This is a genomic window from Algoriphagus aquaeductus (genome assembly GCF_003253485.1).
In the GTDB taxonomy this organism is placed as follows: Bacteria; Bacteroidota; Bacteroidia; order Cytophagales; family Cyclobacteriaceae; genus Algoriphagus; species Algoriphagus aquaeductus.
The window spans coordinates 1-25631 of record NZ_QKTX01000025.1 but is presented as its reverse complement, the minus strand read 5'-3'; the positions used below and the strand labels follow the sequence as shown (position 1 = coordinate 25631).

Sequence of the window (25631 nt, the reverse complement as noted above, 5' to 3'; positions counted from 1 at the left end):
AATTGAATTCTGGGCTGTCACAGGACGTGCCGTTGGCACCTCCCCTAAGGTGAGAAAATGCTCTTTTGAGATAACTCAAATCAATCTAGCGCTGAAGGCACATCCTGTGTAAGCCCCAAATTCAATTTGGGGTATGGATGAATAAATAAGAACCAGCGCCACAACGGGGCGATCTGTATTTCTGCATTTCCACCATTTTTTCCTATTATTATCCTCTCAATAAACCTATTGAACATGGCAAATTTTAACATCGACGCCGACAAAAATCTGACCTACGACGCTATCGTCATCGGGTCGGGAATCAGTGGGGGCTGGGCGGCAAAGGAACTTTGCGAAGCCGGTCTAAATACCCTGGTCCTCGAGCGGGGCAGAATTGTGGAACATGTGGTGGACTACCCAACCATGACGCTTGATCCTTGGGAGCATGACCTTCGAGGAGGTCTCACACCTGAGCAAAAAGCCAAGCATCCCAAAGGTGGCCGTTCTGGATTTATCGGTGCCTTTAACGAGCATTTTCATGCCAACGACCTCGAAAATCCCTACACCGAAGTCAAGCCCTTCATGTGGGTACGGGCCCATCAGATGGGTGGACGCTCTCTGCTTTGGGGTAAGCAAACCTATCGCTGGTCCGACTTGGACTTTGAAGCCAATGCTAAAGACGGGCATGGGGTGGACTGGCCGATCCGATACAAAGACCTCGCGCCTTGGTACACCCATGTGGAGAAATTCGCAGGCATTAGTGGGGAAGCATTAGGTCTTCCCCAGCTTCCTGATTCCCACTTCTTACCTCCGATGGAATTAAACTGTGTGGAAAAACACGTCAAGGAACGGATTGAGAAAGATTTCAAAGGCCGAAATATGATCATCGGTCGGGTGGCTCACTTGACCGAGCCGCTCAACGGTAGAGGCAAATGCCAGTACCGCAACCGATGTGATCGAGGTTGTCCCTATGGAGCCTATTTCTCCAGTAATGCAGTCACCTTACCTGCTGCTCATGCTACGGGCAATCTCACGATTCGACCTTTTTCCATTGTCCAATCGGTGGTATATGATGAGCAAAAGGGCAAAGCTTCCGGTGTGCGGATTATCGACGCGGAAACGAGCGAGGAGATGGTCTACAAGGCCAAAATCATTTTTGTCAATGCCTCCACCTTGAGTACGACTCAGATTCTGCTCAATTCCACTTCCAGTAGATTTCCAAATGGATTGGGAAATGACTCCGGTGAACTCGGGCACAACCTGATGGATCACACCTATCGTGTAGGTGCCATGGGAACAGTAGAGGGTTTCGAAGATCAATATTATAAAGGTCGTCGACCTAATGGTATTTATATTCCAAGATATGTAAACCTCAAAGACGGCCCTCAGTCTGACAAGTTTGTCCGTGGATTTGGATTCCAAGGAGGAGGCGGAAGAGCAGGTTGGGGCGCAGGCAGTAATCAGGAAGCCTTTGGTGGAGACTTCAAAGACCGCCTGATGAAGCCCGGACCTTGGGAGTTTTTCATCACCGGCTTTTCAGAATGTCTTCCTTACCACGAAAACCAAGTGTACCTCAACAAAGACGTATTGGATAAATGGGGGCAGCCCACCTTGTCTATCGATGCAGAATGGAAAGCCAATGAACTTGCGCTTAATGATCAGGCCAGACAGGATGCCAAGGAAATGTTGGAACGTGCAGGCTTGAAAGACATCTTGGAGTTTGACAACAAGCATGAGATGGGATTCGGGATTCACGAAATGGGGACCGCACGAATGGGGCGCGATCCAAAAACTTCCGTTCTCAACGGGACCAATCAGGTACATGGATGTGCCAATGTCTTTGTTACTGACGGGGCCTGCATGACCTCTTCTTCCTGCGTCAATCCTTCCTTGACCTACATGGCACTCACCGCGAGAGCGGCCAATCATGCAGTATCCGAACTTAAAAAATTAAACCTCTAAGTCATGAACAGACGCGACGCACTCAAAAAATCCGCTTTGGCTCTCGGAGCAGCAGCAGGCGCTCCTACCTTGCTCAGCTTACTTCAGGCTTGTGCGAATACCGATCGATTGTCTTGGACTCCTGAGTTTTTGAAGGAAGACCAGGCGAGGTTCATTTCTGCTTTTGTGGATTTTCTTTTACCCAAAACCGAAACGCCCGGAGGACTAGAAGTCAAGGCCGATGTATTTATCGACTTGATGTATGCCAGAACCTATGATGAAGGAGGCCAAAAGCAAGTAGAATCCGATATCGAAGCTTTTAATGCGGACTGCAAGACCAAGTATGGAAAAGTATTTGCCGACTTATCGGCAGCAGATAAGGCAGCTTGCTTCAAGGATCACGAAGCCAACTCACCCAAATTCCCCAAGAAAGTATGGGGAGGAGACGTAGGGCCTCGCGAACCGGTGGGGTTTTACCGAGGATTAAAATCCTCCGTACTATGGGCCTATTTTAGCTCAGAGGAAATCGGCAAAAATGTACTCAGCTATGATCCTATTCCGGGAGAATTCCGAGGATGTATGCCGCTTTCGGAGGTGGGAAATACGTGGAGTTTGTAAAATAGTACACTAGTTTATCCTGACATAGCTCACAGATAATCCGGATTCTTGCAGAATGATAATCTGAGGAATTAGGAGGGTCTGTGAGTTTTTTTTGCTAAAACCCGTCAAAATGTGGAGATGTTCTACACTTCATTTTTATTAATTCCCCCCAAATGGCTCAGAAACCCATTTGGTACCGGGATTGAGCCTGTTAATGCAAAATTGTTTGTTTCACTTTTAACCAAAGAAATCATGAAAACTGACACCAAATTAAAAATCGAAGGTTCTTGGAAAGAGATCAAAGGCAAGCTTAAGCAAAAGTATGCCGAACTCACCGAAGATGACCTGATGTATGAAGAAGGTCAGACCGAAGAGCTTTTGGGAAGATTGCAGCGGAAACTCGGTCGATCAATTGACGAAATCAAAGAGGAAATCAACAGCCTATAATCCAACCCCATTTTCTAAACTCATCGAATTATGAAAACGAATCTAATTGCACTTGCTGGCATGGCCCTACTCGGCCTATCCGCAATATCCTGTGAATCCAAATCTGAAAAACAGGAAGAAGAAATTGTTGAAATTTCGATTGATTTCGAACAGGAACGAAGTGAGCTACGCGCCGAACTTCGGGAATTGGAAGCGGAAATCGATTTGAAAATTCAGGAACTCGAGGCTAAAAAAGCCAAAGCCAATGCTCAGGTAAAAGCCGAAATCGAGGAAATGGAAGCGGAATTGAAGCAAGAAAAATCTGATGTGGAAAAAGCATTGGATGATATCGAAACCGCAACACAAAATACTTGGCAGGATGTCAAGACCGCGGTAAACAATACCACGCGTGATATCGAAAACGAGTGGAAGAAGTTTAAAAACAATGTGGAAGAATCGTTTGAAAAAGGTAAGTCCTAACGGTTATTATTTTTTAAAACAAAAGGCCAGTCCGGGTGGAACTGGCCTTTATTATTTATAGGATCGAAAGCGAATTTCCCGAAGGAATATGGAAAACCGGAAGTCCGGGCATGTGCTGATTGAGCCAATTTTTCACAAATTCGGAGCCTCCTTCTTCACTGGCAGAGTGCCCAATTTCGATCATAGACAGCTTCATGCCGATTTCATTGGCCGCGCGCACATATTCGGGAGTTTCCCATTCATTGGATTCTCCGCAAACCAATACATCCGGTCGATGCTCCATGATTTGAGTGATCTGTAATCGGCCTCCCACGGCTCCGGGAAGCAACAGCACTTTAGTGCAGGCTTGATTCAAATCTCCGACATAGCGCATCGCCGGTACGCCCAGTTTGGTTTTGATGTGTTCGATCAAACCCTGAAGGTTGGTTTGGGGAATTGTCAAGATTCGACTTCCAGGCGTATAATACTCGTCCCATCCCAAATCACCGACTACTCCGACTCGTACGCCGTCATCGGTCATTCTATGCACGTAGTCATGATTCCTCCAAAGCGTGATGCCATGCTTGACCATCAAATCATATTTGGCCCGAAACACCGGGTCATTTTGTAGGTAGTCCGTATCATCCTGGCCTGAGAAAAAAGTGGGTTCATGGGGGATGATCAGGTTGGCCTTTAACTCAATGGCTTTGTGAATGATCTCCATGGTGGTGAACATCGTGGTCACCACTCCTGTCACCACAGTTTCCCGAGAACCCACTTTAATCGTATCTACCGTCTGGGCAAAGGGCGCATTGGGCACTTGAGAAATGAACGTATCGATGATTTCACCTACGGTCCATGTTTTCTTTTGAGAAAGAGAAAAGGTGTCTAGTGGGTTGCTGAGCATTCCTGCTCCAAGCAGAGCTCCGGATGCATGGATAAAGTGTCTTCTGTTCATAATGGGTCGGACTTGAGATCGGTTAAAAATAAAAAAAGCCATGAGTTATCCCCATGGCTGAAATCTAATTTACTTCAATGGCTACTCTACTTTTACATTGGACAGCCAAATGAATCGCTTCCCGTCCGGCCCCATGTGATCCTGTGCGAGCTTGATCGGACCAAATTGATTTACGTTTTCCCAGGTCCACGTCCGACCCTCTGCCCCGTTACCTCTTCGGAAGGTCCATTCCAGAATCATGTGGTTTTCATCGAGGTACAGGTCATAGGCATCGCCCGGCGTGTAGCCCATTCCCGGGCTTTTGGGTTCACCCGAATTGTAAATGATGGTAAGTTTGGTGGAATTGGTGCCTTTCAGGGGAGAAGGCACATTTTCTGTGATCTCGTGTGTATAGCCCGAGTCCCAAGCCAATTGGAACGGCATCATCGCCCAGTATTTATCATTGATAAAAGCACCGTCTTGCTTAGGAAGCGAATCTGCTGTCAAGCTGTAGGTGAATGTGGTGTCAGGGCCGGAATAGTAAACGGTACTGTCCTTGACATTCCACTTCCAATCCCGAGAGACCACATTGACTGAGTCTCGCTGTACATTCCAAGTGTAAGCGATCGAATTGACCTGATCAAAATTTTCGATCCCGTATGCTTTCGCTACTTTGAAAGGCAAGGTGTCTGGAAGTTGGGGTTTTTGCTGGCAGGCATGGACAGCGATGAGTGCCAAAACAAGGTAGAGGTATTTTTTCATGATCAAAGGGTGGTGAATTGGTGTAACTGTTTGATTTCAGGATTGTTCGGAAACCCAATTTTTGAATTTACGATATTCCAATCGTTGGTACATCGGTCGAATAAAGAAAAGAAATTGATCAAGTAGCAACATCCCCCGGAAAAGCGGAGAAGGGAAAATTTTGCGTTGCTTTTTTATGACCCCGGCTAGAATTTTTCTCGCCACAAGACCGGGCTCTTGGACTGGGAAGGCTCGAGGAATATGGTTTCCTGCCGCTTCAAAAAAACCGGTGGCTGTGGCGATCGGAAAAACCAAGGAAAGCCAGTCGCCTGATTTTTCTGTCCATAGGGTATTTGCCCATTGCAAAAGAGCGGCTTTGGAGGCTCCATAGAGACTGTATCCGGGCACCGCCCAAAAGGCCATGGCAGAACAAGTGATGACATGACGGAATTCGGCGTCTTTGCATCTGTTTTTTAGCTCAAGTCCCAGTTGAATGGGGGAATTAACATTGAGTTGGAAAAGCGCCTCCATATTCTTCCAATTTTGAAGGGAGGCTTGTTGAAATTCAGCCTTTCCGGCATTGGCAAAGCAAAAATCCACGTTGGACCAATGGGTATCAATCCAGTCCAAAATCTGCCTATTCCCTTCTTTTTGACTCAGGTCAGCTATAACAAATCCTTCGAGTTTGGGGAATTCTAGTGCTAGGTATTCCAGCCTACTTTCTGAGTAATCTACTGCGACGATCCGATGGGTGAATGGGTATAATTGGCGGATCAATTCCAAACCAATCCCCGAACCTGCACCGGTGACCACGATATGGGCTTGACTAAATGTGCTCATCCCCATAGGTGGCTTCAGGGAAATGGATGGTAAATGGATTTACTTTTATTGCAAATAGAGGAGAAATGCCCCGGATATCAGGAAAAAAATCCGGGTCAAGGTCCAGTCGTTTGATTTTGGCTAGCTTTCCCCAACCATTTCCATAGGGTTTGGTGTAATATTTCACCTTGTTCAGGGTCTGACAGAGTCTGATAGGCAGTAGCGTAGTAGAAACAGGAAAAGCCAAACCTCCATGGGTAATCTCGGTGTGAAAAACCTCTTCTTTTCCAGAATAAATGGTGATGATGTCTTTTCCTTTTTCTTTTTTCCAGGATATGGGGAGGGTTATTTTGGGTATTCCCCAGTTATTTCTTCCATTTTGGGTACTCGCTTCTGAGTCTACATAAATTTTGGTGATCGCTTGACGCCTGGTTTTTCGGAATTTCCCCGGAATAATCAACACTTCGTGATAAGGCCCAACAGGTGATTTTTGGTAATCTACCAGCATGACGTAGCCCAAACCACCTTTGAATTTTCCTTTGAGATGAGCAGGCAGATGTCCCTGCTCCTCCACCCATTCTTTCTTGAATTTGAAAAAAAGAAGGATGCCTTCGCCCTGTAGCGTCCAAGGGGGTGGAGCTTTTAGCACTAAGTGAAGGTCCTGGAGGATTTTGGAGTGTTCAGGCATAAGGTGAGGGGCTTATCGAAGTCCATCCGCCATCCACAATCAGTGTCTGACCGGTAATGTGTCTGGCCGCGTCGGACAATAAAAACGCGGCTGCTTCCGCAATGTCTTCGGGACTGGCAGGCCTTCCAATGGGGGTGAGTTTAGACCAGGTGGAGGCATAATCCGGGTCGGAAGTGGTTCGTTCGGTGAGGGTAGCTCCCGGAGCGATGGTATTGATACGAATCCCAAATGGAGCCAATTCCAAGACGAGATTTTTAGCGAGCATTTCAATGGCCGCCTTGCTCATGGCATATGCGGCCAGGTTTTCATGGCTTTGGTGAGCCGTGACTGAGGAAGTAAAGAGTATAGCTCCGCCTTCTGGCTGGTCTTTCATCCTTTGGGAAGCGGCTTGGGTGAGAAAAAAAGTTCCGGCTTGATTGACCCGCGTGACCTCTGTGAAATCCTCCCTTGAATAGTCCAGAAAAGATCCGAAAAGCGTGATTCCGGCATTGCATACCACTTGATCAATTCTTCCAAAATTTTTCATCGCCAAATCAATCAATTCCTGAATCACGATTTCGGAAGCGGAGTCTCCGGAACAACCCATCACAGCACCCTTTCCCAACCTGGAAAGGTTGGCCACAGCCTGTTCGGTAAGACTTTTTTCCAAGTCATTTACGATGACATTTGATCCGGTGTCAAGTAGCTTTCTGGCGATCTCCAGACCAATACCCTGACCTGCACCGGTGACGATGGCTACTTTTTGGTTTTTCATTTTCTTCTTTGTGCACTCTCCAAGGGTTTCAATCCCTTGGAGAGTTGTTGGCATACCTTAAATCAATGCGAATCTCTTTTTACTTCTGCTCCAGAACTTCCCTGGAGAAAATCGAAATCCACTCCATCATGAGCTTGGTTGACCTTGTCCAGGAATAGATTTACATAGCCTCGTTCATAGGGTAATTGGGTCGGCACAAAATCCTTTCTTCTGTTTTCAAATTCCTCCTCTGAAATCAACAAGTTCAGGGTTCTGTTGGGTACGTCCAATTCGATCAGGTCATCGTTTTGGACAAAAGCCAATGGTCCGCCAATGGCCGACTCGGGAGATACATGCAATACAACTGTTCCAAAACCAGTCCCACTCATCCGGCCATCCGAAATCCGAACCATATCCTTGACTCCTTTTTCAAGCAACTTTTTGGGGAGTCCCATATTTCCCACTTCGGGCATTCCAGGATATCCTTTTGGTCCCACATTTTTCATGACCATTACACAAGTCTCATCAATATCCAGATTGGGATCATCCACTTTGGCTTTGTATTCATCAATATTTTCAAATACGACTGCTCTGCCGGTATGCTTCAACAGATTTGGAGAAGCGGCAGAAGGCTTGAGGACGGCGCCATTTGGGCATAGATTTCCTTTGAGTACAGCGATGCCTGATTCGGGTTTGATCGGGTGCTCTAGCGTTCCGATCAGATTTCGATCCCAACATTCAGCCTTGGAGATGTTTTCACCGATGGTTTTTCCATTGACCGTCAGGGCATCCGTATGGAGGTGTTTTTGGATCTCTTTCATAACCGCGGGCATTCCTCCCGCATAGAAAAGGTCTTCCACCCAATGCTCACCAGATGGCTGCACATTGGCAATCAGCGGTATTTTGGAGGAGAAATGATCAAAATCGGTAAGGTCCAATTCCACGCCAATCCGCTTGGCAATTGCTGTGAGGTGCAGGATAAAATTAGTCGAACCCCCTATGGCGGCATTGACCATGATGGAATTTTCAAAAGCTTTTCGCGTAAGGATTTTATCCATAGTCAAGTCCTCCTTGACCATTTCTACGATTCGCATTCCTGCCAGGTGAGCGAGGACTTTCCTTCTGGAATCCGCCGCCGGAATCGTGGCATTGTCAGGCAGTGCCAAGCCAAGAGCTTCTACCATGGCGGCCATAGTTGAGGCGGTACCCATTGGTGCACAATGCCCGATGGACCTGGACATGGAGGATTCGACTTCGATCATGTCTTCCTGAGTCAATTTGCCTACTTTAAAGTCCTCGGCAAATCTCCAAATATCAGAGGTGCCGATTTTTTTCCCCCGAAATCTCCCGATCAGCATCGGGCCGCCTGATAAAACCAAAGTGGGTAGATTGACTGAAGCTGCCCCCATGACAAGGGATGGAGTCGTTTTGTCACAGCCACACATCAGCACTACCCCGTCCATGGGGTTGGCACGAATGCTTTCTTCCACATCCATGGAGGCCAAATTCCGGAACAACATGGCGGTGGGTTTGATCGAGCACTCGCCGAGCGACATCACGGGAAATTCAAGTGGAAAACCACCGGCCTCCCAAATTCCTCTCTTCAGGGCTTCTGCCAAATCTCTAAAATGAGCGTTGCAGGGCGTTAGTTCGGACCAAGTATTGCAAATGCCGATGACCGGCTTTTCTCCATTAAAAAGGTGATGGGGTAGTCCTTGGTTTTTCATCCAGGACCGGTAGATGATGCCGTCTTTTCCGGTCCGTCCGTACCATTCTTGGCTACGGAGTTTTTTCTTGGTCATAGGTTAAGTTGGGTTGAGAAATTTCGCCAAGAAGTTACCAAAAAATAAGAGAATAGGGCAATGGGTTTGCAAGAATCAGCCAAAGATTCAATATAAAAGGCTGGAATTTAGCGGGTTTTTAGAAGAGAATTTGGTCGAGCGTTTTGTCCAATGCCTCAAGATCTATAGTGAAATCGGTGAGAATGGTGTTTTCACTATCTCCCCGGTTGAGGGTGTAATAATAGGCCAAGTCCAGAGCAGAAGCTAATTTGAAAAAGCACTGAGTCAGGTGATCATTTTGGTTTCTCAGTTCCAGGACTTTGGCGGTTTTTGGTAAAAAAAACATATTGGTCAATGCTGCCCCATGCAGGCCCGCCAAAACGGACGTTTCTGACATCAATCGAATCTGTTGGTGTACCGTCAGCTTTTCTGCATAAACGATTTCAAAACCCTTTTTCACCAATAAAACTTCCACCTCATCCTCGTTGTGTGCCCTTCTTTTTGGAGCAAATTTTCGGCTGATGTAGATTTTTCTCCAAGGGGATTTGGTGGAGTGAAGTGCGAGATTTGCTCTTGTCCTTTTGGTTAAAGGAAGGTTGAAATTGGGATAGCTGGCTGTGCGGGCAGTAAGTACCAGGGTATCTACTTTTACATTTTCTGAAGTTTTGAAATATTCTACCCGGACTTTGATCAAACTCAAAGATTGAACGACAAAGGGGATATTTTTAAAAAACTCTGGCAGAATAACCGAAAACTCAGGTGCCCTGTCTAATCCTTCCCACAATCTGGGAAGACAGTCTGCCATCCAATGAAAATAATTGGGGCTCCATTCGTCCAAAATCCAAATTCCCTTCGGGATTTTTTTCCAGGATTTCACCGCGCAAAGACCTATCCTTTTAGCTATAGGGAGAAGCGGAAGTTTTTTTTGATGGGTGAATTCTGAATAAAAGCGGAATTCTCCCGGTGAAAAAACGGTATCCTGAAGAATCCAGGCATTTTTAATGGTAATGGGATGCAGCCGCCGAAAAGTGGTTTGTAAAGATTGACGAAACAGTGGATAATCCTCCGGCTTCAGGTTAGCCGGAGGATTTCGATTCACTGTAATTTCTTCGATCAATTCTACAAAAATTTAAAATAGCCTGATGAATCGTCTAGATAAGGTAAAGCGATCAGTTGATCCGCTCAATTTTAGCGCCTAGGGCATTCAGCCTTTCGTCGATATGCTGATATCCTCTGTCGATCTGTTCGATATTGTCGATTATTGATGTCCCATTGGCAGACATGGCTGCAATCAGCAAAGCGACCCCGGCACGGATATCCGGTGAGGTCATCCGAATCCCCCTCAGTGGATATTTTCTGTCCAAACCAATGACCGTGGCCCGATGTGGATCACAAAGAATGATCTGTGCCCCCATATCGATCAGCTTGTCGACAAAAAACAAGCGTGATTCAAACATTTTTTGATGCACCAATACCGTCCCTTTGGCTTGGGTAGCTGTAACCAATACAATGGAAAGCAAATCCGGAGTGAATCCCGGCCAAATCTGATCTGCCACTGTCAAAATGGAACCGTCGATGAAGGTTTCAATTTCGTAATGCTTTTGAGCAGGCACAAAGATATCATCCCCTCTAAATTCCAGTTTGATTCCCATTCTTCGGAAGGTATCCGGAATAATTCCCAGGCGATGAATCTGACAGTCTTTGATGGTGATTTCGGATTGAGTCATCGCGGCCATGCCGATAAATGATCCGATTTCGATCATATCAGGGAGCATCGTATGCTCCGTTCCTCCCAAGACCTTTACTCCTTCAATAGTCAATAGATTAGAGCCTACTCCGGAGATTTTTGCTCCCATTCGATTGAGCATATCACAGAGTTGCTGCAGATAGGGCTCGCAAGCCGCATTGTAAATGGTAGTCTTGCCTTCGGCCATGACGGCCGCCATCACGATATTGGCTGTACCCGTCACAGAGGCTTCATCGAGGAGCATGTAGGTGCCTTTGAGATCTTTTCCATCGATATGAAAAATCTCATTTTTGGCATCGTAGTGAAACTGAGCCCCAAGTTTCTGGAATCCATAGAAGTGAGTGTCCATGCGGCGGCGACCGATTTTATCACCTCCCGGTTTGGAAAGTTTTCCTTTTCCAAATCTTGCCAACAGCGGCCCCAAAATCATCACCGAACCTCTGAGTGCAGAGGCCTTTTTCAGAAAATCTTCCGTCTCCAGGTAGTCCAGGTTGACGGAGTCGGCTTGGAATTCATAGGATTCGGGCCCGAGCTTTGTGATTTTGACCCCCATATCGGCCAGTAGCTCGATGAGCTTGTTTACATCCCGAATGTTGGGGATTTTATGGATGGTTACTTTTTCGGAAGTCAAAAGTACCGCGCAAAGAATCTGTAGCGCTTCGTTTTTTGCTCCCTGAGGGATAATTTCTCCCTTGAGGCGATGTCCCCCTTCTACTCTGAAAGATGCCATTTACTTATCTGCGTTTTTTGTGTCCGCTATTGCGGTGTTTTTTACCACCGCCATGGTTTTGATGCTTCTTTTTCTGATGCTCCTCTTCGATGTGGGGGATTTTGAAGTCACGACGGGTGTTGGATTCAAACAATGCGTTTTCCCTCACTTTTTCCAGGTCGATATGCAAGCGACCTTTGGAGAGCGTTTTGATATCGTCAAGGATGATGCCATCGTCAAAATTGTCCCTATTCCAGGTAGAGTGGAAGCTACGCATCAACTGACCGATGTAAATGATGGCGTTTTCCTGCTCCTCATCGTTTTCGATCTCAATGGCCTTCTCGATGAGTTTTTCAATGTTGCGCCCGTAGTGTTTAAACTTGACCTCTCCTTTGGGATAGCCGACCGGAAGAGGTTTTTTGCCAAGCAATTCTTTTTCAGGCATCGGGAATGGCCCATCTACATCGAGTTTGAAATCTGACATGATGTAAATATCATCCCAAAGTTTTTGGTCGTTTTCCTGCTTCATGGCAGGGAAAAGCTGTTTGATGATTTCGATGACGGTGTAGGCACTTTGTGTGCGCTTTTCACGATCTTCAATACCGGTGATGTGATTCACCAGTTGTTGAATGTTTTTTCCGTATTCTTTCAAAATGAGTTGTTGTTTTTCTGAATCCTGTTGCTCCATAGTACCTCCCGTTTTTGCCTCATATAAGGTAGCAAAAAATCACCAATAGACAGGGAAGCAGGTGATTAGTCAATAATTCTGAGCTTGGCAAAGCTAAGCAATAATGTCTTCTCCCCAAAATGCTCAAAATCGATGCTTGCCTTTTTGTTAAGGCCTTCTGTTTCAATTTTTTGAACTTTTCCAAACCCGAATTTAGGGTGCTCGACCAATTGTCCTGCCTGAAGGTTGTTGGTGTTGCTTGGCTTGAAGTCGGGACTTGGGGTATGAATCTTCAACGTGGAGGTCACTCGTGTTTCGGGTTGTTTTTTGATCCCGATAAATCCCTGGGATCCCGGTAAACCCTCCCGTCTCAATGCCCCGGGCATTTCACGGGTAGCCGTCATTCGCTTATTTACTTTGATAGTGGAAGGATCAACTTCTTCCAGAAAGCGGCTGGGTTCGCAATTGAGCAAACGGCCAAATCGATATCGGGTCAAAGCATAAGTCAAGTACAGTTTTTCCATGGCCCGAGTACTTGCCACATAAAAGAGCCGCCGTTCTTCCTCAAGATCTTCCCGGCTTTGCATCATCATTTGGGATGGAAACAGGTCTTCTTCCATGCCTACTACAAATACCTGCTTGAATTCCAGTCCCTTGGAGGAGTGGATGGTCATCAGGGTGATGGCATCTGTCTGGTCCTTGTCCTGATCATTGTCGGTCAGGAGGGCAATCTCCTGGAGGAAAGCCCCGAGGCTTTTATCCTCATTTTCAGGATTGTCCACATACTCCTTGATCGCATTGAGCAATTCCTGGACGTTTTCGTAGCGGTTGAGCCCTTCGATGGTTTTGTCTTCGTAGAGCTCGCGCAAAAGCCCGCTCTGCTTGGCTACGGAGCTTGCCGCCTCAAAGGCATCTTTCCGTTCGATTTCGATCTGAAAGGCCTTGATCATCGTCGCAAAGTCGTCCACGGAACTTCCTGCACGACCGCCCAAAAAGCTGTGTGCGTTTTGCACCACATCCCAAAGCGGGATGTCATGCTCATAGGCCGAGACGAGGATTTTTTCGACAGAAGTGTCACCAATTCCCCTTTTTGGATAATTGATGATCCGTTTAAAGGCTTCCTCATCCGCAGGATTGACAGCAAACCTCAAATAGGCCATCAGATCTTTGATTTCCTTTCGCTGGTAGAAAGAAAGACCTCCTACGATTTTGTAGGTAAGGTTCATTTTGCGAAGCGCCTCCTCCATGGCCCGCGATTGGGAGTTGGTCCGGTAGAGGATGGCAAAGTCGCTGTTGTTTAGCTTTTTGTTGTTTTTTTCTTCGAAAATGGTGGTCGCTACGATCCTGCCCTCTTCATTGTCCGAAGTCGCTTTGATCAGTTCAATCAGATCTCCGTCCGGATTGGAGGTCCACACCGTCTTTTTGAGCTGGGCTTGGTTTTTGTCGATGATCGAGTTGGCCGCCTCCACAATGGTCTTGGTGGAGCGGTAGTTTTGCTCCAGTTTGACCACAAACAGATCGGGGTAGTCTTTCTCGAAATTGAGGATGTTTTGAATATCCGCTCCGCGAAAGGCATAGATACTCTGGGCATCGTCCCCTACCACACAGATGTTTTGATGGACAGCCGCAAGCTTTTTGGTGATCAGGTATTGGGAAATGTTGGTGTCCTGAAACTCATCCACCATCACATATTTGAAGCGCTGCTGATACTTGTTGAGCACGTCCAGGTGATCGCGAAACAGGACGTTGGTATTGAAAAGCAGGTCGTCAAAGTCCATCGCTCCGGCTTTGAACAGGCGCTCTTGATATTTCTGGTAAATTTCGCCCATTCGGGGTTTTTGAGCGGCTTCGTCATCCGCTTTGACAAAGGGATCATTTTGATAGGCCTGCCAGGAAATTAATCGGTTTTTGGCGCCGGAAATCCTCGACAGGACAACGCTTGGCTTGTACACTTTGTCATCCAAGCGCATTTCTTTGACCAGGGTGCGAATGAGTGATTTGGAATCGTCTGTATCATAGATGGTGAAATTGGAAGGATAGCCAATCTTGTCCGATTCCACTCTCAGGATTTTTGCAAAAATGGAGTGAAACGTTCCCATCCAGGTATTTCTGGCCTCCAGTCCGACCAGCTTTTCGATCCGGTGCTTCATTTCACTCGCTGCTTTATTGGTAAATGTCAGCGAAAGAATGTTGAAAGGATCAATTCCTTTGGCATAGATCAGGTGGGCAATGCGGTAGGTCAGCACGCGGGTTTTGCCCGAACCGGCACCAGCGATGATCATCACCGGGCCATCGGTATGCTCTACGGCCTGCCGCTGTGGGGGATTGAGTTCCTTGAGGTAATCCATTTTTTAAAGATACTAGACAAAAGAGAAGCTAGAGGCAAGAAGTTAGAGACAAGAGACAACCATCTGGAGGATTCTTCTGATTTAATCTGTCTTCAGGTTCATTTTTTTCTTGGATACAAACTGATCTATCAGATTTTCCATCGTTTGTGACTCCAGAGGTATAGGTCTGGTTGCTCCCGGATGTTGCTTTCCAGCATTTCACAAAAGCGGTCGGTCACACTATGGGCGGCCTGTCCATCATAAGGAGGTTGAGCCAAGGGGATGAATTCGTATCGGTAATAGCCTCGTTTTACTTTTAGCATTTTTCCATAAAGCACCGGAAGATCCATTTTTTTGGAGAGAAATTCCGCCCCTTCGAAAAATACCGCCGGCCGATTCAGGAATTGGCGTTGGTATCGGTTTTCCGATCTGGGTGGACGCTGGTCCGAACCCAACAATACTATTCTCGGATCTCTGCCCAAAGTAAGCATCCTCCGCTTAAACTCATTTTTTTCCGTAACATATCCGCCAAATCGTGTCCGGATTTTTTTCATCAACTCGTTGAAGAAGGGGTTGTTGACTTTGAGATAGACTGTTTCTACCGGTACTTCCGAGTGGAGATTGGTGCCGATGACTCCCATTTCCCAGTTGAAAATGTGCCCTGCCATCATCAGAGCGCTTTTTCCATTTTTGACCGGAGCATCGAGTCCATTTTGGTTGATCACCTGGAATCTCCGCCGAAACTCTGATTCGGAAATCGTCAGACACTTGATGGTCTCGGCAAAAGAATCGGTAAAATTGCGATAGAAAGCATTTCTGATTTTCTTTCGTTCATCCGCAGTTTTTTCAGGAAAAGCGAATCGGAGATTGTCATCAATCACTTTTTTGCGATAGCCTACACCATACCTGGCCACCAGATAAAGGAGATCAGAAAATAGATATAAAACCGGAAGTGGGAGGTAGGACAGCAGCCTAAAGAAAAACATATACTTCGATAAGGTATCGGGAATTCCCGTTCGGTTATCGGGAAGAAATCTCGACAAAATTATCAAAATACCCTGACTTTAAGTCCAAGGTATAGTGATAAATTAGGGCAATGATTACTTTTGGGGCTTATGTCTGAAGTACAGCGAAGGAAATATTCTCAGGAAGAAAAGACGTCCATCTTTGATGGGGAGTTTATGCCACACATCGATTCGATGTACAACTTTGCGTTTCGACTCACCTTTGATGAGGACGATGCCAAAGATCTGGTGCAGGATACCTACATGAAGGCGTTCCGATTTATCAATTCCTTTGAGCAGGGGACCAATGCCAAAGCCTGGCTTTTCCGGATCCTCAAAAACAGCTTCATCAACGAATACCGCAAGAAAAGCAAGCAGCCAGCCAAGGTGGATTATCAGGAAGTGGAAACTTTCTACAACTCCGATGATGTTGACTACCAGAGTACCACCGATCTGCGTGCCGAGTCGGTCAAGGATATGCTCGGAGACGAGATCTCCAATGCACTCAATGCCTTGGCAGTGGATTTCCGTACGGTGATCATTTTGGCTGACTTAGAGGGATTCACCTATGAGGAAATGGCCAAAATTCTTGACATCCCGATTGGGACGGTAAGATCCAGGCTCCATCGGGCCAGGAATCTTTTGAAAGACAAATTGAAAGGATATGCCCAGTCGATGGGTTACAATACGGACGAAGAGGAGGAATAAACGATTACCTATGGAAAATAACAATTTATCATCCGGTGAGCGAAAGCTGCAGTGCAGCGATGTGAGCAAGTGTTTTCAGCTGCTGGAAAGTATCCTGGACGGAGAGCTGGGAGAGGAGGGAAAGGATCTTTTGAAACAAAAACTGGAAAAGTGCCAGCCCTGTTTCGAACATTTTCACCTGGAGCAAGCGATCCGGGAAGTGCTGAAAACCAAGTGCACCAAGCAACCTTTACCTGAAAAACTGGCGGACTCGATTCGACAGATGATCCACGACGTCCGATGAGTAACCCTTCCGGCAAAGCCATTATTTTCTCCGCTCCCTCCGGATCCGGAAAAACCTCCCTTGTCAAGCATCTGATCCAGCATGTGCCCCATCTGGGCTTCTCGATCTCGGCCTGTACCCGGGACAAAAGAGGGAGACATGAAGTGCATGGCAGAGATTATTACTTTTTGAGTATTGAAGAATTCAAGCAGAAAATCGATGAAGACGCCTTTGTGGAGTGGGAAGAGGTCTACGAAGGAAATTTTTACGGCACCCTTAAAGAAGAAGTGCAACGCATCTGGGACAGTGGCAAAGCCGTCATTTTTGATGTCGATGTGAAAGGGGGATTGGCCCTGAAAAAGTATTTCGGAGATCAGGCCCTTGCTATTTTTGTCAAAGTGCCCTCGTTGGAGACCCTCGCTTCCCGACTCAATGACCGCGGGACCGAAACACCCGAATCCCTTTCCCGGCGCATCTACAAAGCAAAGTTTGAGATGACCTTTGAGCCCCAGTTTGATGTAAGTGTGCTCAATGATGACTTTGAGCGCTCCTCGGAGGAGACAGTGAAGCTGGTGAACGATTTTCTGGCTAAGTAAGCATGAAGGTCGGGCTGTACTTTGGAAGCTTCAACCCCATCCATATCGGGCATTTGATTATCGCGCAGACGATTCGGGAACGGGGTGGATTGGATCAAGTCTGGTTTGTAGTCAGTCCTCAGAATCCTTTCAAGAAACAGGAATCCCTCGCTCACGAGCTTGACCGCCTTCGTATGGTTGAGCTGGCCATTGAAGACAATTTTCACTTTCGGGCAAGTGATGTGGAGTTTCGCATGCCCCGGCCAAGCTATACCATAGATACCCTCACTTACCTCAGCGACAAGCATCCCCAGCATCAGTTTTCCCTGTTTATGGGATCGGACAATCTGAGCCATTTTCACAAGTGGAAAAACCATCAGGCCATCCTCGATCAGTACGAAGTACTTGTCTATCCCCGTCCGGGCGAACCCAAAAACGCCAACTATCCTCAAGTCAAGTTGGTGGAAGCCCCTTTGTTGGATATTTCGGCGACCTTTATCCGTCAGGCGATCCAGTCCGGGTACTCGGTCCGCTACCTCCTTCCCGATCCTGTGGAAGCGTATATCCGGGACAAAAAGCTTTACCGCTAAAAGACTAATCTCCTAATTTTACCGTTTGAAAAAAAACGCCCTTCCTGTAATTGTCATTAAAATTAACAGACTAGGTATTGTGTTGATATCGAGTTAAACTTAACTTAGTTTCAACTTCAAAATGAAGCCGTTTTTGGCCAAAAACTTTTTAATCAGATCAAACTCTTTAAAAAACAATGAAAAAAGTATTCTTCGGACTGACGTTATTGGGATCAGTCCTCATGTTCAATTAGGGTGCAATGGCGGATAAATCTTTTCCTGGTGATCAATGCTTATGGAAAAAACAATCTTGTGGATTATTTCAGGGTTCTTATGAGGCTTGTCTTGTTAATGGGGATGGTATGCCTTGTACTTGCGGAGATGTAACCCGAAACTGTTAATTTGGTTACTTTAGGGAGGATTGTTCCTCCCTTTTTTCAGAAGTCTAAGAATTGAAAATTGATTTTGAATTTTAATCAATTCAAATAGCCGGTTGTTCAGACACTAATGAAATCTCAATTAGGCTTTGAATATTTACTCTCTTACATATCAAGATTTATTATGAAATATAACTTTATAAACAAGTCACCTCAGTTTTCCCTTCTGTTTGTTGCTCTTATTTTTTGTTCCTGTAACCTTGAAAAGAAGGAAGATTCCCTTTCAATCGATTCTTGGGAAATCCCTACTTCAGAAAGTACAGAGAAGAAGATAAGTAATCTTATCCAAGACAATTACTTTTTAGTGCCCTTGCAAACGAATGATTCCTCGTTGATTGTGAAGATCGAAAAGGTGGTTTTAGATCAAGATTTCCTTTTTATCCTGGATCCTTTAAGCCCACAGCCTGTTAAGGTCTTTGATTCCAAAGGAAAGCACTTACGAAATATCGGAAGGAAAGGTGGAGGCCCCGGTGAGTTAAACAACCCTATTGATATGTTTATCGATGAAAAATATGTTTTTATCTATGATAATCCTGAAAAACTGGTGAGGTTTGATCGATTAGGGAATTTTGTGGACTCTCAAAAAACAGGAGTGGCAGGATTTAGAATAGAGAAGAATAAAGATAAAGGGTATGTTTTTATCACTGGTGGAACCGAGTCTAACCTGGTGACTACCGATGCCAATTTTGGCTCATTCAAAAACTTTTTCCCCTACCAAAACAGAACCGTTGACCAACTAATTCTTTCGCCTTTGTCTAAGCTACAAGACGGGACAGTGATTTATCGACGCTACCTGAATGACACTGTTTTTTCCATCTCCGACCAAGGAAAGCCCGTTTCCCATCTTTTCATTGATCATGGAGATAAGGCGTTTAAATCAGATCCATCCATCAATACTGACCAATTGGAAGAACGGATGGTGGAGTATTCGATCAATCAATTGTTTTTGGAAAATACCGATCATCAGGTGCTTTATTTCCTGCGATCGATGAACCCCTATTTTTTTGTCCGAAATAAGAAAAGTGAAAAAACCTATTTGATCAATTTCATGAATCTGGACAATGACCTCACATTTACCAATCCACTGGCTTTTACCTTTTGTACATCGGATTGGTTTGTAGCTTCCATTGACCCTTCACAATTGCCCACCGACAGAATTAAATTCGACCAGAAAGCTAAAGTGGCTCTGGAAAATGTTTCTGCTGAGGACAATCCAGTTTTAATGTTCTGTAAATTCAAGCTTTAGTGTAAATTCTTAGGGCAAATTCGGAGAGATAATTTGAAAAGGTTCCTTCAAAACTGATTTGAATTTAGAAATAAGAAAAAAATCCCGAGCTCCTCGCCCGGGATTTTTCGATTATATCCAAATCATCTTAATCTCTAATCTCAATTTCGCTCTTCTCTCACCTCTTCAACGCCACTCGACCCGACTTGGTGGAGATTTTTCACCCGATCACTTTTTGCAATAAGGAAGAAATTCCCCAAAGAAAAGAAGTGAGTTCCCCTAATTGCCAATTGTGTCAAATGTAGGTAACCCCAGTATACTCCAAAGGAAATATGGTGATCGAAAGAATGGCAGACTTACCTTTTGATAAATTGCATTTTTAAAAAATTTAACCAAATACAGTCATTATTGGGGAGAATACAGTCACAATATAAAATATAAAAAATTAAACTTTCAGTTAGGTTCTTTATATTCTTATCCACTTTTAGAAGGTTGTCATTGGTAGACAGGCAAACTGGATCAGATTGGTTCCGCATTTTCTTTGAAGCGATAAATAGGTGATTAAATATTAGTCATCACTTGTTGTAAGAAAAGAGGAGTTTTTGACCGACCCTAAGGAGTAGCGTAGTATTAAAAATTAACAATAACCCAATAAACAAATGAAAAAACGACTACAATTGGTATTCGTGTTTTTTTTGCTGTTTGGTTTTAGCATAGATCACGATGTCTATGGCCAGCAAGCAAAAATTACAGGAAAAGTTACCGATGGCGCCACCGGGGAAGCAATTCCAGGTGCAAGTATTTTAGTTAAGGGTACGGTGCGGGGAACCGTTACTGATCTGGATGGGAAATATACCATTGATGCCAGCCCAAATGATGTTTTGGTGATCACCTTCATTGGTTATGAATCCAAAGAGGAGCTGGTTGGGACCAGACTTGAAATTAACACTACCCTTGGTATGTCAATCCAAGCACTCACCGAAGTGGTTGTGGTGGGTTACGGTACGCAGGAAAAGAAAGAAATCACCAGTTCGGTTACCAGTGTAAAAGCTGAAGATTTCAATCAGGGAACCGTGAATGACCCACGACAATTGCTACAAGGCAAAGTAGCGGGTTTAAATATTGCCAGACCGGGAGGCAACCCCAATGGAGGGTTTAATATGCGACTTCGAGGAATTTCATCCATTGGTGAGAACGCGGAACCCCTTGTTGTCATTGATGGAGTCATCGGTGGCGCATTGTCCACGGTGGATCCCAATGACATCGAATCCATGGATGTGTTGAAAGATGGTTCTGCAGCAGCTATTTATGGAACAAGAGGATCTGCAGGGGTTATTTTAGTGACCACCAAATCCGGAAAAGCCGGAAGAACAACCGTAGAATTCAACAGTAGTGCGGCGGTGGAAAATGTGGCTCGAACGATCAGCGTGATGAATGCCGAAGAATATAAGCAGATTCCTAATTCCAGAGATCTTGGAGGAAATACCGATTGGATGGATGAGGTGACCAATACCGGCTTAAGCTTTATCAATAACCTATCCTTAGGAGGTGGCAATGCAAGCACAAGCTATAGAATTTCGGTAAACTCCCGAAATGTGAAGGGTGTGGGTATTAATTCAGGTTTTGACCAATTGAATGCAAGAATCAACCTGACCCAAAGAGCGCTTAAAGACAAAGCTATTTTTACGGCAAACATCTCAAACACTTCAATTGATCGTCAATTTGGAAACGAAAATTCATTCCGTTACGCGATTATAAGTAATCCAACCGTGCCTGTTCGTGACCCTAATCCTCAGAGCCCAAATTTCGGGGGATACTATGAGCGGGATATTTTCGATTGGTTTAATCCTGTCTCCATCGCGGAGCAGAATATCGCAGATGGGCGTGACAGCAGGCTTTTGGCAAGTATCCGAGGGGAGTACAACTTTACCAGTAAGTTTAGAGGAGCAGTCTTTTATGCAAGTCAGCGGGAAACGGATTGGAGAGGTTCTTATTCTCCAAAGACTGCAAAATTTGGAGGAGGATTTGGCAGAAATGGTCTGGCGACCATTGAAAATAGAGAAAGGTTGAATGACCTATTTGAGACGACTTTGAATTATGATGAAACCGTAGGAAAAGTGGGAATGGCTTTCCTGGCAGGTTATTCTTACCAGGAGTTTTTCAACCAGGGGAATTTCACTCAGGCAGGAAATTTCCTTACTGATGCCTTTACTTACAATAACATCGGTGCTGCCCTAGACTTTGCAAACGGTCTGGCGACTGTTTCAAGTTTTGCAAACACAAACAGGCTTGTGGCATTTTTTGGTCGAGCCAATTTCAATGTCGAGGACACCTATCTTTTGTCGGTCAGTGCACGATATGAAGGCTCTACAAGATTTGGAGCTAACAACAAATGGGGTTTGTTTCCAGCAATCAGTGCGGGTGTCAACCTCGCAAATTTGATTGATATGCCTGGAGTAAGTGCCATGAAATTCAGAGCTAGCTATGGCAGAACAGGTACACAGCCCGGTGAGTCTTACTTGTCGCTTTTGAGATTTGGCCGTCAAGGCAACTTCTTCTACAACGGGCAGTTTGTGCCTTCTTTTGGCCCCGTGTCCAATGCCAACCCTGACCTTGCCTGGGAAACCAAAGATGAATACAACGTAGGTTTGGATTTTGTGATTCTTAACAACAAACTTGACGGTACGATTGACTACTACACCCGAGTGACCTCAGGTATGATCTTACCGATCAACGTTCCTGTTCCACCAAACCTCTTTCCAACGACTCAATTGAATATAGGTGAAATGTCCAACTCTGGTCTCGAAGTCATGTTGAACTACAGGGCAGTTCAGACTTCCAATTTCAGATGGACAACGGGTGTGAATTTCTCTACTTTAAAGACTAACCTCAGAAGCTTGTCCTCCGGTGATTTGTCATTTGGTGAGGTAAATTACCGTTCCAATTTCGGATCTCCCGGCCAAAACCTTACCCAGTTGATCAGAATTCAGGAAAATGGGCCTTTAGGTCAAATCTGGGGCCCGATTCAAGTAGGGGTTAGTGACAATGGAAGTCCAATAATGAAGGTAATTAACGGTACTGCCAAAGATGCCAATGGAAATCCGGTGTACTGTAATTGTAATGATGACAGAACCCAATTGGGAACCGCTTATCCTACCTTGAATATGGGTTTCAATAACAACATCAGCTACAAGAACTGGGATTTGAATTTCTTCTTTAGGGGCTCATTTGGACACTATTTGATCAATAGCTACAGAGGATTCTATGAGAATACTGAAAGTACAACGGTCCAAAACTGGAACATTGTGAATACGAAGTATTTCGATCCTAGAATCTCAAAAGCTGAGTACAACAGTACTCACGTTGAAAAAGCAGACTTTGTGGTCTTGGATAACGCTACGCTGGGATACAACTTTAAGATAAAGCCGGGTAGCGCTGTAGGTAGAATCAGAACATTCCTATCCGTACAAAACCCACTTATGTTTACCGGTTACACAGGAGTAGATCCTGAAGTAAGATATGGGGATTCAGAGTCAGGTAATGATCCGCTTGCACCGGGCATTGAACGTAGAGCAACCTATTTTACTACTACGATTACCACCTTTGGCCTCAATTTAAGTTTCTAAGCTAAAACATAAGATATCATGAAAAAATTAATCAACATACGATACTTCTTGATTGGCCTTGGAATCAGTTATTTCGCTTCATCCTGTGTCGATTTGGAAGAAGAGGTTTTCAGTGCTGTTACGGCAGATAACTTTTTCAAGACCGATGAAGAATTTATTTCTGCCTTAGGCCAAGCTTACAGTTCATTGGGAGGATTGGGGAATCATTCGGGACTTTGGTCCATCAACGAAATCGCTTCTGATGAAATTGTGGTCTCTCATAAGGGTGGTGACTGGTTTGATGGTGGGGTTCTTTTGCAATTGCACCAACACGAATTCCAGCCTGATAATCCATTCTTACAAAACACTTGGAACTTCCTGTTTGGAGGGATCAATACCTGCAACAGACTGATCTTTTCATTCCAGCAGTTGGATAATCCCAACTCCCCGGCTTTTATCGCAGAGCTTAGAGCATTAAGGGCTTTGTATTATTACTGGGCAATGGATGCTTTTGGGAATGTTCCGATTGTGACTGACTTTACTTCCACTGAGGCTCCGGATACTAAAACCAGAAAAGAAGTTTATGATTTTATCTTGAAGGAGCTCAACGAGATTATCCCTCTCTTACCGGTTGCAAAAGACGGCACTACCTATGGAAGGATGACCAAGTGGGCGGCTTTGATGATCAGGATGAAGCTCTACCTCAATGCTGAGGTATATACGGGTACACCCCAATGGGCTTTGGCAGCAGCTGATGCTTCAGAGATTATTAATAGTGGCAGATACAGTTTGTCACCTTCCTACAAAGACAACTTCGCCATAAATAATAGTGGATCTTCTGAAAACATCTTCGTCTATCCTTATGATAAGGTGTTCGCCGGGGGCTTCAACTGGGTTATGATGACTCTTCACATTGTCAGTCAATCCACTTTCAACCTTACCCAGCAGCCATGGAATGGTTATCAGACCTTGGAGGAATTCTATAATTCCTATGTGGACCCTGAAAAAAATCCGGGAGTTCAAGGTCCGGTTTGGAAGGGTTTAGCCCTCCAGCCTTCCACAGGTACAATTGATGGAAGATTGAGCAACTTCTTGGTAGGTCCTCAAACCCGTGCAGATGGCACTGTTTTGATTGATCCGGGAGTAGAACCTACGGATCCGACAGGAAGAAACGGTGATCCCAATGGACCTCCACTTACCTTCATGCCTTATCTCAATGAAATATCTCCGGGAGGTCTTCGACAGGCAGGCGCGAGAATTGCAAAATATGAATTCGAAATGGGGGGAACGAATAACATGAGCAACGATTTTGTGATTTTCAGACTTTCTGATGTCATCCTGTCGCTTGCTGAAGCAAGGTTTAGATTGGGACAAACCACAGAGGCCTTGGCTCTAGTCAATCAAATTCGTGCCAGGGCAGGCAATCTAAGTCCATTCACCACCCTTACTGAGGAAAATCTTTTGGCAGAAAGAGGCAGAGAAATGTATGTCGAGATGACCAGAAGACAAGATCTGATCAGATTCAAAAAATATGGAAGTGCTTGGTGGCCATTTGCAGGAATGAACAGACCAAAGCGGGTCCACTCACCGGGTAGTTTCCTGGAATTGTTCCCAATCCCGGCACCTCAGATCCTTGCCAATCCAAAATTGAAGCAAAATCCAGGTTATAATTAAATAGGGACTTTTTAACCAAGTAAAGCAAGCTGGGGAGTTTCCAGCTTGCTTTTTTTATCCCACTTTACCGATTCACATTTTCTCAAAAAGATTGAGTTAAAAGGATAAAATCATTTAATTTCATTTTAAGACTCCACAATTTCAATGCTAGGAGAACCCCTTTACTGCTTCCTCAAATCGACTTTATGAACCGTTCTAAAATCATATTGTATGCTTTAGCTTTTATCAGCCTTATCCTCCAAAGCTGTAATTCATCCATCTTCTCCTGGGAGGATGAAATCAAAGAGTCTGACAGCTTATTCTTAGGGATATATTTGGGTATGCCCAAAAAAGATTTCTATGATCTATGTACTGAATTGAATAAAAAGCAACTGATTACACAGGGGCCTGGGGGCAATACTAATGTGGAACATCGAATGGTGGAGGGATACGATTCCGAAGTGAGCATGCGGTTCTTCCCAACTTTTGTCGATGAAAAAGTATTTGAAATGCCGGTTACGTATTCTTATGTGGCTTGGGCGCCTTGGAATAGACAGTTTTGGGCAGAGAATCTCCTGGATAAAGTCCTCTTAAAATACAAAGAGACCTATGGAGAAGATTTCAAATTAATAGAACACCCGATCCAAGGCAAAGTCTATTATAGAATAGATGGGAAAAGAAGGATCAATATTTTCATCAAAGATGAGCAATTTGTACAGGCAGTATTTACCGATTTGAAAGTTGAAAAAAGACTTAAGGAGGAGTTTGAACAAAGTCAGTCCGAAAAAAATCTTCCTACAAATTGAAGGAATAATTCTATCAGGGTAATGCTTATCTAATGAAATGCCCATGAGAAAATGCTTCTCACACAGGGGAATGATTATCCGGGGCATTCCATTTCGCCATTAAAAATCAAATTATAAACAGATGAAATGCCCATGAGAAAATGCTTCTCACACAGGGGAATGATTATCCGGGGCATTCTCCCGATGAAAGATCGGGACAGGCTATCTGGCCATTAAAAATCAAATTATAAACA

At 44.9% G+C, this 25631-nt stretch carries 23 protein-coding genes; 12 read left to right on the top strand and 11 right to left on the bottom strand.

Annotation, left to right across the window (positions count from 1 at the left end; all coding sequences use genetic code 11):
- Window positions 1–234 precede the first annotated feature (234 nt).
- From CLV31_RS20835 to CLV31_RS20820, 4 genes are all read left to right on the top strand, one after another.
- Window positions 235–1941 carry a GMC oxidoreductase gene (locus CLV31_RS20835; RefSeq protein WP_111395023.1) on the top strand — a complete coding sequence of 569 codons (1707 nt, stop codon included), beginning with the start codon at window positions 235–237 and terminating at the stop codon, window positions 1939–1941.
- Window positions 1942–1944: 3 nt separating this feature from the next.
- Window positions 1945–2538, top strand: a complete 594-nt coding sequence (locus CLV31_RS20830; RefSeq protein WP_111395022.1) for a gluconate 2-dehydrogenase subunit 3 family protein — start codon at window positions 1945–1947, stop codon at window positions 2536–2538.
- Window positions 2539–2772: 234 nt separating this feature from the next.
- Window positions 2773–2967, top strand: a complete 195-nt coding sequence (locus tag CLV31_RS20825) for a CsbD family protein (RefSeq protein WP_111395030.1) — start codon at window positions 2773–2775, stop codon at window positions 2965–2967.
- A gap of 30 nt (window positions 2968–2997) precedes the next feature.
- The gene (locus CLV31_RS20820) at window positions 2998–3426 is read left to right on the top strand and encodes a sll1863 family stress response protein (RefSeq protein WP_111395021.1); all 429 of its coding nucleotides are present in this window, start codon (window positions 2998–3000) and stop codon (window positions 3424–3426) included.
- Between the two features lie 55 nt (window positions 3427–3481).
- On the opposite strand, the gene CLV31_RS20815 is transcribed toward CLV31_RS20820, so the two are convergent.
- From CLV31_RS20815 to CLV31_RS20765, 11 genes are all read right to left on the bottom strand, one after another.
- Complete coding sequence (locus tag CLV31_RS20815) at window positions 3482–4363, bottom strand: Nif3-like dinuclear metal center hexameric protein (protein WP_111395029.1); 882 nt, start codon at window positions 4361–4363, stop codon at window positions 3482–3484.
- Between the two features lie 81 nt (window positions 4364–4444).
- Window positions 4445–5104, bottom strand: coding sequence for a hypothetical protein (locus tag CLV31_RS20810; RefSeq protein ID WP_111395020.1), 660 nt, complete (start codon window positions 5102–5104; stop codon window positions 4445–4447).
- 36 nt (window positions 5105–5140) lie between these two features.
- Window positions 5141–5923, bottom strand: a complete 783-nt coding sequence (locus CLV31_RS20805) for an SDR family NAD(P)-dependent oxidoreductase (RefSeq protein ID WP_181452687.1) — start codon at window positions 5921–5923, stop codon at window positions 5141–5143.
- Complete coding sequence (locus tag CLV31_RS20800) at window positions 5910–6590, bottom strand: acetoacetate decarboxylase family protein (RefSeq protein ID WP_111395018.1); 681 nt, start codon at window positions 6588–6590, stop codon at window positions 5910–5912. The genes CLV31_RS20805 and CLV31_RS20800 overlap by 14 nt, the downstream gene beginning before the upstream one ends.
- Complete coding sequence (locus tag CLV31_RS20795) at window positions 6583–7344, bottom strand: SDR family NAD(P)-dependent oxidoreductase (protein WP_111395017.1); 762 nt, start codon at window positions 7342–7344, stop codon at window positions 6583–6585. Before CLV31_RS20795 ends, CLV31_RS20800 begins: the two co-directional genes overlap by 8 nt.
- 62 nt (window positions 7345–7406) lie before the next feature.
- Window positions 7407–9125 carry an IlvD/Edd family dehydratase gene (locus CLV31_RS20790; protein WP_111395016.1) on the bottom strand — a complete coding sequence of 573 codons (1719 nt, stop codon included), beginning with the start codon at window positions 9123–9125 and terminating at the stop codon, window positions 7407–7409.
- 118 nt (window positions 9126–9243) lie between these two features.
- Window positions 9244–10221 carry a glycosyltransferase family 61 protein gene (locus CLV31_RS20785; RefSeq protein WP_111395015.1) on the bottom strand — a complete coding sequence of 326 codons (978 nt, stop codon included), beginning with the start codon at window positions 10219–10221 and terminating at the stop codon, window positions 9244–9246.
- 52 nt (window positions 10222–10273) lie between these two features.
- On the bottom strand, window positions 10274–11581 hold the full coding sequence (gene murA / locus CLV31_RS20780) for a UDP-N-acetylglucosamine 1-carboxyvinyltransferase (RefSeq protein WP_111395014.1): 1308 nt from the start codon (window positions 11579–11581) through the stop codon (window positions 10274–10276).
- 4 nt (window positions 11582–11585) lie between these two features.
- Entirely contained in the window at window positions 11586–12248 is a 663-nt protein-coding gene (locus tag CLV31_RS20775) for a DUF4290 domain-containing protein (RefSeq protein WP_111395013.1), read from the bottom strand.
- A gap of 65 nt (window positions 12249–12313) precedes the next feature.
- On the bottom strand, window positions 12314–14575 hold the full coding sequence (locus CLV31_RS20770) for an ATP-dependent helicase (protein WP_111395012.1): 2262 nt from the start codon (window positions 14573–14575) through the stop codon (window positions 12314–12316).
- 128 nt (window positions 14576–14703) lie between these two features.
- Window positions 14704–15540 (bottom strand): lysophospholipid acyltransferase family protein, encoded by an 837-nt coding sequence (locus CLV31_RS20765; protein WP_111395011.1) that lies wholly within the window; start codon window positions 15538–15540, stop codon window positions 14704–14706.
- Between the two features lie 129 nt (window positions 15541–15669).
- Here CLV31_RS20765 and CLV31_RS20760 point away from each other — a divergent pair, with 129 nt between their 5' ends.
- The 8 genes from CLV31_RS20760 (at window position 15670) to CLV31_RS20725 (ending at window position 25398) form a co-directional block, all read left to right on the top strand.
- Window positions 15670–16266 (top strand): sigma-70 family RNA polymerase sigma factor, encoded by a 597-nt coding sequence (locus CLV31_RS20760; RefSeq protein ID WP_111395010.1) that lies wholly within the window; start codon window positions 15670–15672, stop codon window positions 16264–16266.
- A gap of 10 nt (window positions 16267–16276) precedes the next feature.
- Window positions 16277–16549, top strand: coding sequence for a mycothiol system anti-sigma-R factor (locus CLV31_RS20755; RefSeq protein WP_111395009.1), 273 nt, complete (start codon window positions 16277–16279; stop codon window positions 16547–16549).
- The gene (gmk, locus tag CLV31_RS20750; RefSeq protein ID WP_111395008.1) at window positions 16546–17124 is read left to right on the top strand and encodes a guanylate kinase; all 579 of its coding nucleotides are present in this window, start codon (window positions 16546–16548) and stop codon (window positions 17122–17124) included. Before CLV31_RS20755 ends, gmk begins: the two co-directional genes overlap by 4 nt.
- Before the next feature lie 2 nt (window positions 17125–17126).
- The gene (gene nadD, locus CLV31_RS20745; protein WP_111395007.1) at window positions 17127–17693 is read left to right on the top strand and encodes a nicotinate (nicotinamide) nucleotide adenylyltransferase; all 567 of its coding nucleotides are present in this window, start codon (window positions 17127–17129) and stop codon (window positions 17691–17693) included.
- Window positions 17694–18179: 486 nt separating this feature from the next.
- The gene (locus CLV31_RS20740) at window positions 18180–19355 is read left to right on the top strand and encodes a 6-bladed beta-propeller (protein WP_111395006.1); all 1176 of its coding nucleotides are present in this window, start codon (window positions 18180–18182) and stop codon (window positions 19353–19355) included.
- A gap of 638 nt (window positions 19356–19993) precedes the next feature.
- Window positions 19994–22960 carry a SusC/RagA family TonB-linked outer membrane protein gene (locus CLV31_RS20735; RefSeq protein WP_111395005.1) on the top strand — a complete coding sequence of 989 codons (2967 nt, stop codon included), beginning with the start codon at window positions 19994–19996 and terminating at the stop codon, window positions 22958–22960.
- 18 nt (window positions 22961–22978) lie between these two features.
- Entirely contained in the window at window positions 22979–24613 is a 1635-nt protein-coding gene (locus CLV31_RS20730) for a RagB/SusD family nutrient uptake outer membrane protein (protein WP_111395004.1), read from the top strand.
- A 185-nt stretch (window positions 24614–24798) separates the two neighbouring features.
- On the top strand, window positions 24799–25398 hold the full coding sequence (locus CLV31_RS20725; protein WP_111395003.1) for a hypothetical protein: 600 nt from the start codon (window positions 24799–24801) through the stop codon (window positions 25396–25398).
- Window positions 25399–25631 lie beyond the last annotated feature (233 nt).